14 protein-coding genes are annotated in these 16,324 nt (G+C 42.3%); 5 read left to right on the plus strand and 9 right to left on the minus strand.

Annotated elements, in window-relative coordinates; all coding sequences use genetic code 11:
• Positions 1 to 144 precede the first annotated feature (144 nt).
• On the plus strand, positions 145 to 1,620 hold the full coding sequence (locus tag V6M43_RS03915; protein ID WP_332732729.1) for a glycosyltransferase: 1,476 nt from the start codon (positions 145 to 147) through the stop codon (positions 1,618 to 1,620).
• A 22-nt stretch (positions 1,621 to 1,642) separates the two neighbouring features.
• Here the strand turns inward: V6M43_RS03915 and V6M43_RS03920 are convergent, their stop codons facing one another.
• On the minus strand, positions 1,643 to 3,310 hold the full coding sequence (locus V6M43_RS03920; RefSeq protein WP_332732730.1) for a pyruvate dehydrogenase complex dihydrolipoamide acetyltransferase: 1,668 nt from the start codon (positions 3,308 to 3,310) through the stop codon (positions 1,643 to 1,645).
• Between the two features lie 86 nt (positions 3,311 to 3,396).
• On the opposite strand from V6M43_RS03920, the gene yihA reads away from it, so the two are divergent.
• Entirely contained in the window at positions 3,397 to 4,032 is a 636-nt protein-coding gene (yihA, locus tag V6M43_RS03925; protein ID WP_332732731.1) for a ribosome biogenesis GTP-binding protein YihA/YsxC, read from the plus strand.
• A 12-nt stretch (positions 4,033 to 4,044) separates the two neighbouring features.
• Here the strand turns inward: yihA and V6M43_RS03930 are convergent, their stop codons facing one another.
• The 8 genes from V6M43_RS03930 to V6M43_RS03965 form a co-directional block, all read right to left on the minus strand.
• A complete protein-coding gene (locus V6M43_RS03930; RefSeq protein WP_332732732.1) occupies positions 4,045 to 4,518 on the minus strand; it encodes a ribonuclease H-like YkuK family protein in 474 nt (157 codons plus the stop codon).
• A gap of 98 nt (positions 4,519 to 4,616) precedes the next feature.
• Positions 4,617 to 4,985, minus strand: coding sequence for a CoA-binding protein (locus V6M43_RS03935; RefSeq protein WP_332732733.1), 369 nt, complete (start codon positions 4,983 to 4,985; stop codon positions 4,617 to 4,619).
• 84 nt (positions 4,986 to 5,069) lie between these two features.
• A complete protein-coding gene (locus V6M43_RS03940) occupies positions 5,070 to 6,527 on the minus strand; it encodes a hypothetical protein (RefSeq protein ID WP_332732734.1) in 1,458 nt (485 codons plus the stop codon).
• Positions 6,528 to 6,530: 3 nt separating this feature from the next.
• A complete protein-coding gene (locus V6M43_RS03945; RefSeq protein WP_332732735.1) occupies positions 6,531 to 7,676 on the minus strand; it encodes an NAD(P)/FAD-dependent oxidoreductase in 1,146 nt (381 codons plus the stop codon).
• Complete coding sequence (locus V6M43_RS03950; RefSeq protein ID WP_332732736.1) at positions 7,663 to 8,355, minus strand: methyltransferase domain-containing protein; 693 nt, start codon at positions 8,353 to 8,355, stop codon at positions 7,663 to 7,665. Before V6M43_RS03950 ends, V6M43_RS03945 begins: the two co-directional genes overlap by 14 nt.
• 2 nt (positions 8,356 to 8,357) lie before the next feature.
• Positions 8,358 to 9,446: a type III polyketide synthase gene (locus V6M43_RS03955; RefSeq protein WP_332732737.1), complete on the minus strand. Its 1,089-nt coding sequence runs from the start codon at positions 9,444 to 9,446 to the stop codon at positions 8,358 to 8,360.
• A complete protein-coding gene (locus V6M43_RS03960) occupies positions 9,439 to 10,323 on the minus strand; it encodes a UbiA family prenyltransferase (RefSeq protein ID WP_332732738.1) in 885 nt (294 codons plus the stop codon). Before V6M43_RS03960 ends, V6M43_RS03955 begins: the two co-directional genes overlap by 8 nt.
• Positions 10,313 to 11,977 carry a hypothetical protein gene (locus V6M43_RS03965; protein ID WP_332732739.1) on the minus strand — a complete coding sequence of 555 codons (1,665 nt, stop codon included), beginning with the start codon at positions 11,975 to 11,977 and terminating at the stop codon, positions 10,313 to 10,315. Before V6M43_RS03965 ends, V6M43_RS03960 begins: the two co-directional genes overlap by 11 nt.
• 35 nt (positions 11,978 to 12,012) lie before the next feature.
• Here V6M43_RS03965 and V6M43_RS03970 point away from each other — a divergent pair, with 35 nt between their 5' ends.
• The 3 genes from V6M43_RS03970 to V6M43_RS03980 are packed head-to-tail and all read left to right on the plus strand — an operon-like array spanning position 12,013 to position 16,276.
• A complete protein-coding gene (locus tag V6M43_RS03970) occupies positions 12,013 to 13,353 on the plus strand; it encodes a dihydroorotase (RefSeq protein WP_332732740.1) in 1,341 nt (446 codons plus the stop codon).
• A gap of 18 nt (positions 13,354 to 13,371) precedes the next feature.
• Positions 13,372 to 14,691 carry a MutS-related protein gene (locus tag V6M43_RS03975; RefSeq protein ID WP_332732741.1) on the plus strand — a complete coding sequence of 440 codons (1,320 nt, stop codon included), beginning with the start codon at positions 13,372 to 13,374 and terminating at the stop codon, positions 14,689 to 14,691.
• Between the two features lie 43 nt (positions 14,692 to 14,734).
• The gene (locus tag V6M43_RS03980) at positions 14,735 to 16,276 is read left to right on the plus strand and encodes a YifB family Mg chelatase-like AAA ATPase (protein ID WP_332732742.1); all 1,542 of its coding nucleotides are present in this window, start codon (positions 14,735 to 14,737) and stop codon (positions 16,274 to 16,276) included.
• Positions 16,277 to 16,324 lie beyond the last annotated feature (48 nt).

Here is a 16,324-nt window from a genome sequence, read left to right on the forward strand (position 1 = left end):
ATCATTGACGTTATAAAACATAGAAGGGCAATCTGTTTCATATGATGATAATTTTTCCTATACAATATAATAAAATGATGGCATAGATTTTTCGATTAGGTTTTATCTTTAAAGACTGCTCTATCTCCCAGTTAAATGAATACCATGGTTTCAATTATTATTCCCGTCCTGAACGAAGGATCCACAATCCGAAAAGTGATCCGAATTATTCGGCAGACAACCCTACCAATAGAAATAATTGTTGTGGATGATAACTCATCTGACAATACAATTGCGGAAGCCATGAAAGAATCCGTAAGGATTGTAACAAGCAGTAGGCGGGGAAAAGGATTATCTATGCGGGAAGGCCTACTTGCAGCACGGCATGATGTAATTATTTATCTCGATGGCGACATTACAACATACCCCTCTGATATTGTGGATCTCCTGGCCGGACCAATACTTCGGAATGAAGCTGATTTTGTAAAAAGCACATTCAAACGCCAGGCCGGCCGGGTTACCCAACTAGTTGCCAAGCCCTTATTGAGTATTTTATTCCCCGAGCTTAGTCATCTGGATCAACCCCTCAGCGGGATGATTGCCGGAAAAAAATCTTACCTGGAACAAGTCCATTTTGAGAAAGATTACGGGGTCGATATTGGTTTATTAATTGATATGCATCGAATGGGTGCACGAATTCTTGAAGTGAATATTGGGAAAGTTCAAAATGCCATGCAGAATCTTGAGCAGCTCGGTAAAATGTCGAAAGAGGTCAGCCGCACTATCTTAAATAAAGCAAACGCCCTTGGAGATCATATTCTCGAAAAGATTGGCCAGATAGATTTAATTAACAGGCAGATGGAATCTGCAGTTCTTGAATCGATCGAAAAAATGGAGAAGATAGTCTTATTTGAAATGGATCATGTAGTGCTAAGGGATAATTTTACTGAAACGGCAGCTTCCCGAAAAGGATTATCTGAAGGCCTGGGAGCTGTCCGCCTTTTATATAGTGATCCTGAAGAAAGAATTCGTGCAACTGCTGCTCTGTTTAGGGACAAGAGCCTTCCATGCCTTTTGGAAATTGTTGATGCAATGCCTCTGGTACCAGGAATCTGCGAACTACTTAGAGAATTAAAAAAACGCGGGTACTCTTGTGGATTGGTATCAGAACAATTTTCTTTTGTTGCAAATCATTTAAAAAACACTTTGGGATTTGATTTTGTACTAAGTAATCAGATGAAATTAGAACATGGTTTAGTAACTGGTGAAGTGGTAATAGCTCCCTTTTTTACCGCTCCCGATGATAAAACATCCTATAACAAATCCTCAATGTTTTCCCACATTCATAAACGCCTTGAACCAATCCGCGCCAATGTTATATATGTTACAGCGGATAACAATGATCAGGAATGTCTTGATTTGGCGAGTATTGGGTACCATTTCGATGGTACGGATATTCTATCTCTGCTCGACCATGCACCCGGCAAGAAGAATAATGCGAGGTTTGCTCTCTCCTCTTTCCGACCACAAAAGTCTTCACAATATGTGTTGCCAGTGCTGGTTTTAACTGCAGTGTCGGTATTTACTTACTACACATTCCTCCAAAAAGATAAAAAAAACCCGCCACTTCAGGCGGGTTGATATGATTTTAAGTGCACTCCCGTTAAACCAACATGCGAAGTGGTTCTTCGAGTAAAGACTTTACTGTCTGGAGAAACGCAGAACCACTGGCACCATCAACTACCCGGTGATCACAACTTAGGGTAACTTTCATAACGTTACCTGGCACAACGTTCCCATCCTTAATAATGGGTACCTGCTGAATAGCACCAATAGCCAATATGCAACTATCTGGTGGATTGATTATGGCCGTGAATTCATCGATACCAAACATGCCAAGATTACTTATGGTAAAAGTGCTTCCTTCCCAATCAGAAGGCTGTAGTTTTTTGTTTTTTGCACGAGTAGCAAAATCTTTTACTTCTGTCGCGATCTGCGCCAAACCTTTTGTATCAGCAAATCGAACCACAGGAACAAGTAGGCCTTCTTCAACAGCAACAGCCACACCCACATTTACATGATGATTTGTGCGTATGGTATCTCCAAGCCAACTGCTATTTACAACAGGATGTTGCTTCAGCGCCAGTGCAACTGCTTTTAGGACCATATCATTAAATGATATCTTTACTGGTGCAACTTCATTAATCTGGGCACGGCTTGCTACAGCTTTATCCATATTAATAGACATAGTCAGATAAAAGTGTGGAGCGGAAAATTTGCTCTCTGCCAGGCGTCGGGCAATAACCTTACGCATTTGTGAAACGGGACGATCTTCGAAACTTACCTCTCCCGCCGGTGCCGAAGCCATTACTGATTTTGGTGCCTCAGACGGAGCAGAACTTTTTTGAGGGGAAGGTTTGTAAGATTCTATATCAGATCTAATAATCCTGCCACCATCTCCTGAACCCTGAATTTCATTCAGGCTTATGCCCTTATCAGCAGCAAGTTTTTTAGCAAGTGGTGAGGCTTTTACGCGTCCATTTGTGGTGGAGGATGCTTCATTAGTATTAGCAGTAGGTGACGCAGATGCTGCGGGGGCTGATTCAGAAACCGCCGAAGCGTCCTGGGAAGCGGGGGGAGAAACCTGTCCACCACTGGCAGCAGCTTTAATAGCCTCTAGATCCACTTTACCTTCCTCTCCTATAACACATAGCAGTGAATTGACTGGAACCTTAGCACCCTTATCCGCTCCAATATATAGTAAAGTACCATTCTTGTAACTCTCGAGCTCCATTGTCGCCTTATCTGTTTCCACTTCGGCCAGGAGTTCTCCTTTCTTTACATTATCTCCCACTTTCTTATGCCATTCAGCAATGACTCCCTCTGTCATAGTATCACTAAGCCTTGGCATGAGAATTACTTCCTCGATCTTTGTAAGATCTAATCCGGCAGAAGCTGAAGATACAGCGGGAGCAGCCGAAGCTGGCACTTCCTTAGATGGTGAAGAAGGAGCTTTCTCGGTTACAGGAGCAGCAGCAGGGCTAGATGTAGAACCTCCGCTATTGGCAGCAACGAGGCTTGAAATGTCCTCCCCGGGATTACCAATAATAGCCAGCAAATCATTGACCTGTAATTTTCCACCTTTTTGAATCCCAATATGTAACAGGGTGCCATCCTTATAACTCTCAAGGTCCATAGTAGCCTTATCGGTTTCAACCTCAGCCAGCAATTCACCTTTCTTCACGGAATCACCAATATTCTTATGCCAGGCTGCGATAACGCCTTCGGTCATGGTATCGCTCAATCGGGGCATCAATATCACTTCTGCCATTTGACTTATGAGTTTAGTTTTCGATTGCTTTTAAGAGGCCGAAATTAAGGAAAAAGACGCTTCCCCCATCTCCCTATCTTTGCCAAATGCATATCACAAAAGCCGTTTACCTGATCAGCAGTCCCGAAGTTGCCCAATGTCCGCCTCCCGATAAACCCGAATACGCATTTATCGGCAGGTCAAACGTGGGCAAATCATCCCTGATTAATATGCTTTGCAAAAACCAGAAACTTGCAAAAACTTCCGGTACCCCGGGGAAAACGCAGCTTATCAATCATTTTGAGATAACCAGTGTTTCGAAAGAAGGTGCAAAGGATTTTAGCCATTGGTATCTGGTTGACCTTCCAGGGTATGGCTTTGCCAAAGTGTCACAATCGAACCGACGTAAATGGGAGCAGATGATAGAAAATTACCTGCGCAAGCGTGAAAACCTGTTAATGGTCTTCATACTTATTGATAGCAGGCATGAACCCCAAAAGCTTGACTTAGATTTTGTTAATCAGCTCGGAGAATGGGAGATTCCCTTTACACTGGTTTTTACCAAAGCAGATAAGGAAAACCAGAGAACTGTATCAAAAAATGTAAAATCCTTTCTGGAGGAGATGCGAAAAACATGGCAATTTCTACCAGCTAACGTTGTAACGAGCGCTATTAAGCAAATGGGAAGAGAGAAAATCCTTTCAATGATTGAGCAAACAAATCAACAGGTATCCGGTGAATAGCAGAACAAATGATTAGTTCACAACTTTGTTTGCACAACTGCTACTTGCAAAAGCTTCGGGCTTAGCCTTGAAAGCAAATCCCATTCCCAGAATATAACCCATTGCTTCCTTTAGTGCATCATTACTCTTGAAATTTGGATTAGTATTTATATCCGCATGCACTTCCATGTCCACATTGTATTCTGTGAACAGGTTACAGAGCTCATATGCGATCTCTATACTCCGGGCCACTTCCACCAGCATTCGTTCCTTAATGGTATACTTCTGCCTGGTTTTCTCGTTGTGAATAAACATGAATCCCCCATGACCTTCCCGCAGGAAAACAATCACAGTTGCGAATTCGGTTTCGGCGCCTTTCACCTGCGAGTCTGTTCCAATGCAAACTTTCAGATGATAACCATTTGCGGTTTCACGCCTGATGGCTTTTTCTACGGCGTCGCGGATCGGAATATCGATCGGATCGCCATTAAATTTTCTCCATAACATAAAAATGGGTTTTACTAATTTAATGAAAAACCCACTTAATACCTGTCTTTGCGCCTGTTATGGATAAATTAATTTCTCACATAAGTGAACAACTTATACTAATACTGGCCTGAACTTAACATCACCAGAGTACATCCCTCCTGCGGATATATCTTATTGGCCATCGCCAATTCATACAATTCCTCATTTTCCGTACCCGGATTAAAAATGATTCTCCGGGGCTTTAATGAAAGAATGTAGTCGTAGTATTCCTGTTGATTACTCGGTGATAAATATAAAATTACCGTATCAATACCATCAAAATCCTGCTTATCCTTATGTATCACTACATCCCCTACTGTAACAGCTTTACGGCCAATGGCTTCAACAGGGTGATTATATGCTCTGAGCTTTTTTATTGCGAGGTAACTATACCGGGATGGATTATCCGAAGCACCAAGAACCAATGTTTTTTTTGTGTGCGACATAGATCAACTTGATTTATTTCTAAATGTATTTCAGGATCCTTATATATGCTGTAAAACATGAAGTATTCATTTCTTTTGTACCACTTATGGTGGCGGCGGACAATCCAGAAATCTGCTTCCTTTTGAGCCCGTCACTTTTTTACCGGGCCTGATATTTAATGTTATATATCCCCCGCCGTTGGCCATTCTATCCTTTGAAAAAATATTGCCAAGGTTATGGAAACCTATCAGTAGTGGGCCCGCCTTAAAACCCGCCCCAACCCAAAATTGATTTTCATTACTCAACAGCATAGGAAGGTAAATACCCCATCTCCGGGTCTCCCATCGTGGTGTTAGCCGAAACACATTCATATTCCTCAGATAAAGCCTCTGCTTTCCGAGAACACTCCCAACATTCAGGCTAATTTCTCCATTCAGGTAAAATGCATCAAATAGATAGCGATCCGCATTCAATACAAGACGCCCGGGATGAAAAACATGAAAATCACCACCAAGGGGATCTAACGTTGTAAATGTTGATATAGAATCATTTAACTGCGTAAGGCTACCAAACGCTGTATTGAGCTTTGAATCCAGTATACTACCTGTAACACCCTCAGTGGGCATTTTCCCAATTTTACTTTGGGATCCATAATTATATTTTGCCCATCCGGCATCTATAAGTGACGCGCCTATCTTCCAGTCGTAGTCGTAATATGATTCCTCATCATCCATAACACCGGGATCGCCACCCGGCTTCAAAACAATTTCTAATCCCGCATCAAAAGAAAAGCCTGTTCTCGTATTCTCTAAAAGTTTGCCGGGATTACTACTTCCATCCCCATTCTCTGCCCACTCATTAAGGTTGGATGAATAACCATACAGGAAATCCCCACCTGCAACATCATAACCACCTGATTCACGACGGCGGTGCTCAATGTCAATGATATCGGCCCGCCCCCCTGCAATACCTCTGTTCAATTTAAGTGTCAAGCCTGCATTGAGCCGCATGTCGGTATTCTCAAGCACCGTTTGCGCATATGCCCCATAAAATTCTATTATACTGCTTCCACGCAGTTCAACATTAAATGATTCAGATTCTTCATTAATAGATAAAAAGCTGTTGAAGGTCTGAATACTATCCCGAAAATTATATACACTGGTTGAGCTGTTACCGAAAGTTTTAAAATTAACTCCAAACGCCACGGCTTTTCTCTGATCAATAGCTATCCGCGTATTCACCAGGTTAATATTAGTTTGTTGATGAGCAAAACGCCTGTAATTGCCACCGAGAATCTGGAATTTAGAATTTACCGGACTTCCCAACAGTGAATAATCGATTATCTTAATAGCATTCGTACTATACTTTGATTGGATACCGATCACCGTTATATCCCATGGATAGGGAACATTTACTATAGAAGCGGGGTTGTTGTGAACGCTAAGAGCGCCTGAATAGTTGGAACCCTGGACTGCATGGTAATCCTGGCCCAATGCGGCATGATTAAATGCAAACCAAACAAAAACCATGAATTTTATCCGCGATAAACTGATTCCTCTCATTTTTTAAAATTGCTTCCCATGCGTTTGCTTAACCAGGTAAGCTGCCAAACCCGGTAATTTGTCAGATAACCCTACCAAAAGCCGAGAAAGCACGGGATCACCAAAAAACTCCTGTATAATTCTACCGGCCTTCAGCCTGATGCCAAAAGCGTGCCGCCATTGTTTTGAATATTGCTGTTCCATCACCTGCCGACTAATCTTCCCGTTTAAAAATGCATCAACCTGTTGAAATAATAATTTGCTGCCATGCAAAGCCATGCTCATGCCATTACCACATAAAGGTGTTATCATACCTGCTGCGTCACCAGCTAGCATCACATGTTGCTCAACCTGAGTTTTTGCTGCAAATGAAATATTTGAAATACTCAGGGGCTCTTTCCAGATCATTTCAGCCGAATCAAAAAGTTTACGGATCAATGGATTGCGGCAGAGAATTCTTTCCTCCATCTGGTGAATCGAATTATTACTTAGGCCTAGGTTATTAGCATTTGTCAGGTAACACAAACAATAATTACCCTCCTCAATGGCCGATACCCCACAATAACCGTAATTGAAATTATGTAGGGCGATAGTATCCTGTGGATGAGTAATTCGAATATGATATTTTACTCCAATATAATTGCTCGATTTCCCTTGTCTATCCTGGGTAAAGGGTCTTTTCCATTTAAGGTCGAGCCTGCTTCTTTTTCCAAAACTCCCAACTACAACCTGACTACTGATAAGTTGTCCGGGAGTTTGCAGGTACATGTTACCGTTATCGAACCATACATCCTGTACACGGGAGCCTTCCAATAACATTACCCCTGCCGATTTCGCGAAACCCGCCAGAATACCATCAAGGAGATGTCGACTTATTCCAAATCCACCTGGAGTAAGAGGGATCTTCACAATCCTACCATTGGGGGAGCTAACAATCAATTTGCGGATCTCAGGTAATTGCAGCGATTTAAAAGGAACACCAAGCTGTTGTAAAAAGGGTCTGCTTTCTTCACTGATATACTCACCACATACCCGATGAAATGGATAATAATTTTTCTCTACCAGAACAACTGAATGGCCTGCCCTTGCCAGTTGGATAGCAGTTGAGAGGCCGGCAAGCCCTCCTCCCGCTACAGCCACATCAAAATATGTATGCTTAGTTGGGTTCATTATCATGTTTGAATGTAACTAACCAGCGGAAAGCCCAATGCCATCTTATCTCAGCCGAATTAATACCTGCACATTTCAGAAGGTTTTCCCATTCTTCTCTAAGGAAACCCCTGGCAACTGATAGCGGGGCATCGTTTTTCAAAAGATAAGATTTCGAGAATAATAAACTTAGTAACCTTATAGAGTGATATGCAACAATATTGCGATGCAGATCATTGATAAAAAAACCAAGACTGCAATTATGCCGCATCCAATGAAGCTGTTCAATCAAATCTTCATCCTTAAAGTGATGACAAAATAATGAGGAAAAAATAATATCCGGCTTTTGATCGAAAATATGTTCCCGATAATCATTACATATGAACCTTATATCAGGATATCGGTCAGAGGCAAATCTTACACATGAAATATTGACATCTATTCCCGTACAGGAAACATTAATCCCTCTCCGTTTAGCCCAGTTATTGATAGCTGCCAGGTTATCGCCACCTCCCGAACCTATTTCATAAATCACCAATTCATTTTTCTTCCCCATCAAATACCCGATAGCCTTTTTATTGATTGAATGACCTCCCAGTAATTTATTAACTGTTTCAAGTTCAACCATGTTCTGGCGAATATCCTCAAAGGGGATGTCAACGCCATCGAGCATTTCCGGCTGAAAGGATCGGTTGCGCATGTTCACGATACACCCGCCTCCAGCAAGCAACTTTCAATTGTGATGCCCGGACCAAATGCGGTACCAATAATATTTCCAGTAACCCCTTTTGCAAGCATTTCTTTAAGTACAAAAAGTATTGTGGGGGATGACATATTTCCATATGATTGTAATACCTGGTAACCTGCATCAAGAGATTCATTTGGGAGTCCAAGACTTTTACTAACCGACTGCAATATGCGCTTACCACCTGGATGAATACACCATGCATTAACATCCTCCCGGGAAATTCCATACTTACCTAATGCACGATGCATAAAAGGTGCTATATCGGTTGATATAAGATCGGGAACATAACCGCTAAGTGTCATAAGAAAGCCTGTGGATGAAAGCTCCCAACACATATCACCTTTGCCTTTGGGAATATATTCAGAATAAAAATCGTGTATTGTTGTTCCCTTCATGTTTGTGGCACCACTTATCAGAACAGCTGCTGCTCCATCTCCAAAAAGTAAGGCGGATGCAATATTATCGGGAGTGGAAAGCTTTTGAAAATGAAGGGTACATAATTCTGTACAAACTAAAAGGACATTCGCTGTAGAGTCGGCATTACAAATCAGGTTAGCCTGGCGAAGGCCCTGCAATGCCGCATAACAACCCATAAAATTGATTGATGTTCGGTTAATCCATGAAGGCAGTTCAAGCAATTCAGCAATCTGGAGATCAAGACCCGGAGCACTCATACCTGTACAGCTTACTGTGATTAAATGTGTGACACCTGAACTCTCAATGGCAGTTTGAGATAAACAATTTTCAATAGCAGCAATCGACAGCTCAGGTGCATACTTTTGATACCACTTCATCCGCAATTCCAGGGAAGGAAAAGGTTCCAGTGCTTCTTCGGGACTATAAAACTCCCACCCACCCGGTTGCCGTCCATAATCAGGAATGATACTGTAGCGCGATTCTATCCCACTTTGTCCATAAAGAAATCTGAGCTTTCTTTCTTCTGATGCATCCAGTGCATAAATGCGCTGCATGAATTTAAGAATGTCTGCCTGAGGATGACGGTATTGAGGTACCGCTGTTCCAATAGAGATGATTTTAGCCAATTATTTTCCAGATTAGGATAATTAAGAAACCTAAATTGCCGCCAAGAGCAGCTACCCGGTTCATTTTCATCAGGTTTTCATAGTTGGCTTCGTTCTGATTTCGCCATACTTTTTTTGCCCAGGAAAAGAAGTTAATCTGCACTGGAAGGAAACAAACCAGCAACACAAGGAAACGATCTGCCTCCAGCTGAAGTGCAAAATGCAATCCCAGAACCAGGAAAGCCAAAGTAAATAACACACCGGATAGTATAAAAGTTCCTTTTATTCCAGTAAGCATGCTGATTGTGTAAATTCCATCACGTTCATCAGCATCATGTTGGTAAACCTGGGTGAGTGGGTAGGCCCCTCCCATGAGCAGGGTGGAGGCTATACATGCGGTAATTGGAACATTCAATGATTGATTCGCATGTGACCCATGATAAACCATCCAGAACACCAGCGCTCCCTGGCATAAAATCACAACCAGAAATCCTAATATCGGATATCGCTTAAGCCTTACATTCCTGCTGCTGTAAGCTCGTGATGCTAAAATATAGATTAACAATGCGGCAAATACCCAACCACTTACAAATAAAGAGAGAAGCAATGCCAGTGTATCCATTGCAAACACGATAATGAGAAGTTGGCGCGTTGGTTGCATAGGTTTTTGTATGCCGCCAACCGGACCTTCATCTCGATCCATATAACTATTATAACCATTACTTGCAGGAAATACAAGTAAATGAAGAATAATAAGAAGCAACCCCGCATTCCACCAATTTGTTTCCAGTGGCTGGCTTAAGGCAAACAGGGATACTGGGAGAAGAAAAAATGAAAACGGCAAGCGCAACAATTGTATCGTGGAAGGTTGCAACATACTATTTATATTAATAGTCATACTCCCTTCGGAACATATTTAACCTTAAACCCACCGTGAACATACTGCTGTTTCTAGTCAACCTGGCATCATCCGGAACGTCTGCCTTCCTTAACATCAGGGATGCATCCACGAAGAGGTTTTCCAGTAATTCATACCCTAGCCACAACGAAGCATTCACACCGGTAAATTTGCGTCCCTCGCCAATAGACCATCCATAATCGCGAGGCCTGGTTATATATAGGCTATTGAGGTTGTTACCGAAATTTATACCTGCAGAATCTATACCCTGTTTCCAGGCAATGAGCTTCGCCTGCATATGCAACCTCGGATAGGGCTGGTAACGGGCCACTCCCACAAATTCAACAAAATTGGCTCCCTTTGGATGAGCAAGGGGTTGATTATAATGCGTGTAACTGGCAACGGAATCACGGAATGTATAAGTGAAAGGCCGGGCAATATTGACCTCACCTTGTATATCAAGGTTTTTGACACCCAAAACATCAATATACTTTCCACCAAGTTGAAGCCCGAATTTATTTGCCCACCAGCCGTTGCCACCCTTAATCTCGCTTAGTTTAAATTCGTCAAACAACACCTGTCCATAGAACTGGATTTTTTTTGCCACATTGGCCTTGAAATCAAAACCAATATTAGCATTATCCGGACTTCCATTCTGTTGCTCAATCGAACGCAGGAAAATTATCGGATTCAGATAGGTGAAGTCGAAGCGGTTTGCCCTCCCGAATATAACCGACTCAAACAAACCTACATTTAACCATTTGGTTGCCTGCCAACTGAGGTGATGCATGGCTGCATACTTCTTATCCAACAACTGATCTCCACTGCGGGCGGGGCTTGTAGGCGTTAGCTCCATGAAGATATTCTGGTAATTAAGCTTCCAGATCCGGGTATTCAGTTTCAGGAAAAGAGCATTATTCCCAAAGTCACTAAGAAACATACTACGATAACCGTTACCAATAAAATTCTTATCGTACCCAAACTGTACGTTAATATATTTTGTGACCCCAAAAAAAACAGAACCCCTGGCATCAAAATAATCGTATGCACTTGTTTTGAAGGGCTTGTAAAAACCTGCACCCGGAACGGCGCGGAAACTATCTTCAAACTGACGTACGAAATAGGGGGGCCTTTCCTGGTTATCGGTCAGGTAAAAATCAAATCCAATTTTTCGGGCGATAAGTCCCCGCCCTCGAAGCCCTTTACTATTCAAAAAAACTCTTTCATCTGTATCAGACTCTTTAGATTGCTGCTGTTGTATGACAGGATTGATACTCAGAAAAAAATCCTTTTCATCAACCAGGGCAAAATCAGCCCTGGTTTTATAGAATGTATTAAACCATGGTCTCCTACTTATAAATCCATCCTTAGAACCTGTCACCCATTCCTGATTATTCATCAGGGCATTCTGTAAATTGAAAGCATCCACAGCGCCCAGGGTGGTGGTATCAACACTTTCCAGGGCTGCAACCCACCCTCTCCTGTCAAAAGGTTTAAGATGCTGAAAGCTAAGGGCACTATCACGGAAACGAATCTCAAGGCGATCCATCAATTGTTGATGCTTGTAACCCTGCGGCAATAGGGTCGACTGGGCCATCAACATTGAGGGCATCATTAAGCAGGCAGTGTAAAGCAGTCTTTTTATAACTTGCATTGGTCAGTTTGTTTTAATAGGATAATCAACAAATTATGCAAAAATACCTTATTAAGAATACGCAAATAGTAAATGAGGGGGTCGTTTATTCGGGGGATGTATTAATTAGTGGCGGACGTATCGAGAAGATAGGAGCCCAACTCAGCAGTTCTGGTGCCATCACCGAGATCAATGGAGAGAACCAATTCTTACTACCAGGCGTAATCGACGACCAGGTACATTTTCGTGAACCGGGACTAACCCACAAAGCAACAATCTACACCGAGGCAAAAGCTGCTGTAGCCGGAGGCATCACAAGTTTCATGGAAATGCCAAATACCCAACCCCCGGTTTTCACACAGGAGTTGCTAGAACAGAAATATAGTATTGGCGCATCAGATTCACTGGCCAACTATTCCTTTTTCATGGGTACCTCTAATGATAATATTGAAGAGGTATTGCGAACCAATGAAAAGAAAGAAGATGTTTGTGGTGTTAAGATTTTCATGGGTTCTTCTACCGGAGGTTTGCTGGTTGATAACCCATTGTCACTCGAAAAGATCTTCTCCGAATCTGAATTGCTGATAGCTACTCACTGCGAAGACGAAAGAATAATCAAAAGAAATCTCGATTCTTTCATGAATAATGGAAGGGAACTTACTGCATCTGACCACCCTCATATCAGAAGTGAAGAGGCTTGCTTTGAATCCTCATTTTATGCTGTGCAGATTGCCAAAAAATTTAATACCCGATTACATATACTGCACATAACTACTGAAAAGGAACTACAGCTATTCTCCAATATGCTTCCTCTTGAAGACAAACTAATAACGGCAGAGGTTTGTGTTCATCATCTCCATTTTAGCAGTGATGATTATGCGCAACTGGGAAACCTCATCAAATGCAATCCGGCTATAAAAGCACCCCATAACCGGTCTGCTTTATGGAAGGCCCTTCTGGATGGCCGCCTTGATATCATTGCTACTGATCATGCCCCTCATACATGGTCTGAAAAACAGGAAAACTACCTGCATGCTCATGCTGGTTTGCCATTGGTGCAGCACTCATTACAGTTAATGCTATCCTATGTTGCAGAAGGCCGGATCACGATTGAACAGGTTGTGAATAAAATGAGTCACGCCCCCGCAAAATGCTTCAATATCCGAGACAGGGGATTTATAAGGGAAGGTTATTACGCCGACCTTGTTCTGGTTGACCGGAACCAAACCCAAACCGTAAATAAAGAAAATATCCTCTACAAATGCGGATGGAGCCCATTGGAAGGCATGACATTATCTTCAGTCATAACAAATACTTTTGTTAACGGGCATCTTGTTTATGGAAACAGGAAGTTTGATGAATCCTCTAAAGGTATGCGACTCAGGTTTAACCGCTAATTGCTATCTTAGAAATCTATGGAAATAGACAAGACTTCCTTACTTGACCTCAACATATTCCACCCGGATGAAGAGTCCTCGATCTTCCACCGGTTGAACTTTACGCGTACACTTGATGGTAAGGAGTGGCTTCGTAGGATGTTCCGTGAACCTTTCCATGATATTCATCAAATCATGGAAACCCAAAAAATATTGACCATCATTGGCCAGAAACTAGAAATCTGGCCCCAGAGTATCAGCAATGGTACTATCATGGTGATGGGTAAATTTTATGAGTCTCCCATCGATACTATTCCCGGTGACCATAGCCTTATCAACGGTATAAGCTATAAGCTATTCCATAGTCCGGATTTCGCTATTGTACGTTACAGTGTTGGCCACTTTGCTGATTTCATTCGAGGTTTTCAGGAACTTACCGCCTTACTGGATTCTCCTGAATGCCCTGCAAAACTTCGTGCATTGCTCGACAGAGCTGCTTATTTGCTGAAAAATGAGACCCTGCAGGAACTATCCCAACTTACTCCGGGTAAAAAATATGATTCAAGAGAAACAATCCGTTTTGGTTCTTACCTCCGGTATCGTTTTAAGAACCAGTCAGAAGAGCTTATCGAAATTTATAGCCGGATCGATGCCTGGTATAGCATGGCAACAGCTATGAAACATCTGGATCTTCATTTTCCGGAAATAAATCTTAGCGAACAGCCATATATAGAAGCAAAAGGTCTTTATCATATATTGTTACCACAGCCTGTTTCCTATGACCTTACCCTTGATATTAAACACAATTTCCTTTTTCTCACCGGAGCAAACATGGCAGGGAAAAGTACCTTCATAAAATCAGTGGGCGCCTCGGTTTATCTTGCTCATCTTGGAATGGGCGTACCTGCACAAAAAATGTCGCTTTCATTGTTTGAAGGAATTCTCAGCAATATCAACGTAACGGACAATATAATAAAAGGAGAAAGCTATTTCTTTAATGAAGTACAAAGAATCAAAAACACTATTATTAAAATAAATGATGGCAGAAAATGGCTAGTGCTGATTGATGAACTCTTTAAAGGCACTAATGTACAGGATGCCATGAAATGTTCTCTAACAGTAGTTAGGGGACTAATAAGAATCCCCAATTCACTCTTCATTCTATCTACCCACTTGTATGAGATCGGGGAAGAACTAAAACAATATCCAAATATTCTCTTCCGATTTTTTGAGACTGAGGTCCTGGATGACCTACTTTATTTCAGCTACCAGCTGCGTGATGGGATTAGCAACGACAGGTTGGGATATTTAATACTTAAACGGGAAAAGGTTGTGGAAATGCTCGACAATATTCCGTGAAAGCACCGTTTTACAGTTCAATGGCTGACTGTAAATTTCCATCATGTTAGTGAAGACTTTTGGCAGTGCGGTTTATGGCATAGAAGCAATAACTATTTCAATTGAAGTGAATGTTACATTAGGAACCAACACCTTCATGGTTGGCCTTCCTGATAATGCAGTGAGGGAGAGCATGCTTCGTGTGGAAAGCGCCATTAAATCCAATGGATACTTCATGCCCCGAACCAAAGTGATCATCAGCCTGGCACCGGCTGATATCCGAAAATCGGGATCAGCATTTGACCTGCCTATTGCTATTGGTATTCTGGCAGCCACCGACCAGTTGGTTAATATTGAATCACTTAATCATTATGTACTCATGGGGGAACTGGGACTTACCGGATCAATTCAGCCTATCCGGGGTGCATTACCCATTGCCCTAACCACTCTCCGTGAATCATTCCGGGGCTTGGTTCTTCCCGAAAGTAATGCTAATGAGGCAGCTGTTGTGAACGGGCTTGATGTATTTGGCGTCAATCATTTGAATGAGGTTGTACGTTTATTGGAAAAGCCTTCCGAATCCACGCCCGTTCACCTCAGCACACTTGATGTTTTTTTGAATGCACAGCAGGAGAATGTTCCCGATTTCCAGGATGTAAAAGGACAGGAACATATTAAAAGAGCCCTCGAGATTGCAGCTGCCGGCGGACATAATGCAATCCTTATTGGCCCTCCAGGTTCAGGAAAAACCATGCTTGCTAAAAGACTCCCTTCAATTCTCCCCCCACTTTCCCTCGAGGAAGCTCTTGAAACTACAAGGGTCCATAGCGTAGCCGGAAAATTACCTGACCATTCTTCTCTCGTGAGTAAGCGACCTTTCAGAAACCCTCACCATACCATTTCTCATATGGCCATGGCAGGTGGTGGCAGTATGCCGCAACCAGGAGAAATTTCACTCGCACATAATGGTGTTTTATTTCTGGATGAACTTCCCGAATTCAACAGAACGGTACTGGAGGTGATGCGACAACCTATGGAAGAGAGGCGCTTAACCATCTCCCGCGCGCGAATGTCGCTTGAATTTCCAGCAAGTTTTATGCTGATTGCTTCCATGAACCCTTGCCCTTGTGGATATTTTAATCATCCCCTTAAATCTTGTTGCTGCCCTCCCGGTGCAGTACTTAAATACCTTAATAAAATATCCGGACCATTGATGGACAGGATCGACCTGCATGTGGAAGTTACGCCGGTTGCCTTCGGCGATCTACAAACTGCAAAACAACAGGAGAGCTCGGGAACTGTCAGGCAGAGGGTGATAGCGGCCCGGCAACTACAGGCAAAAAGGTTTTCTTCGTTTAATGGAATTTATTGCAATGCGCAAATGACAAACCAGCATTTAAAAGAGGTTTGCGAACTTGATAATTTAAGCCTTCAACTAGTCAAAAAAGCTATGGAAACACTTAGCCTATCTGCCAGGGCATATGAAAGGATTCTCAAGGTAAGCAGGACTATTGCAGACCTGGAAGGAAAAGAAAAAATCTATCCCGAACATCTTGCAGAAGCCATACAATACAGGAGCCTTGACAGAGAAACATGGGGTCGTTAAACAAAACCGCTCTCATTGCGTTAGGATAGCTTCGATACTGCTAAAGTT

The sequence above is a fragment of the Flavihumibacter sp. genome (assembly GCF_036676075.1).
Lineage (GTDB): Bacteria > Bacteroidota > Bacteroidia > Chitinophagales > Chitinophagaceae > Flavihumibacter.

Coding starts and splice junctions, on each gene's coding strand:
- V6M43_RS03980 (WP_332732742.1), top strand. CDS start 14,735: ATGTTAGTGAAGACTTTTGGCAGTGCGGTTTATGGCATAGAAGCAATA.
- V6M43_RS03945 (WP_332732735.1), bottom strand. CDS start 7,676: ATGAACCCAACTAAGCATACATATTTTGATGTGGCTGTAGCGGGAGGA.
- V6M43_RS03920 (WP_332732730.1), bottom strand. CDS start 3,310: ATGGCAGAAGTGATATTGATGCCCCGATTGAGCGATACCATGACCGAA.
- V6M43_RS03970 (WP_332732740.1), top strand. CDS start 12,013: ATGCAAAAATACCTTATTAAGAATACGCAAATAGTAAATGAGGGGGTC.
- V6M43_RS03915 (WP_332732729.1), top strand. CDS start 145: ATGGTTTCAATTATTATTCCCGTCCTGAACGAAGGATCCACAATCCGA.
- V6M43_RS03930 (WP_332732732.1), bottom strand. CDS start 4,518: ATGTTATGGAGAAAATTTAATGGCGATCCGATCGATATTCCGATCCGC.
- V6M43_RS03960 (WP_332732738.1), bottom strand. CDS start 10,323: ATGACTATTAATATAAATAGTATGTTGCAACCTTCCACGATACAATTG.
- yihA (WP_332732731.1), top strand. CDS start 3,397: ATGCATATCACAAAAGCCGTTTACCTGATCAGCAGTCCCGAAGTTGCC.
- V6M43_RS03975 (WP_332732741.1), top strand. CDS start 13,372: ATGGAAATAGACAAGACTTCCTTACTTGACCTCAACATATTCCACCCG.
- V6M43_RS03950 (WP_332732736.1), bottom strand. CDS start 8,355: ATGCGCAACCGATCCTTTCAGCCGGAAATGCTCGATGGCGTTGACATC.
- V6M43_RS03965 (WP_332732739.1), bottom strand. CDS start 11,977: ATGCAAGTTATAAAAAGACTGCTTTACACTGCCTGCTTAATGATGCCC.
- V6M43_RS03940 (WP_332732734.1), bottom strand. CDS start 6,527: ATGAGAGGAATCAGTTTATCGCGGATAAAATTCATGGTTTTTGTTTGG.
- V6M43_RS03935 (WP_332732733.1), bottom strand. CDS start 4,985: ATGTCGCACACAAAAAAAACATTGGTTCTTGGTGCTTCGGATAATCCA.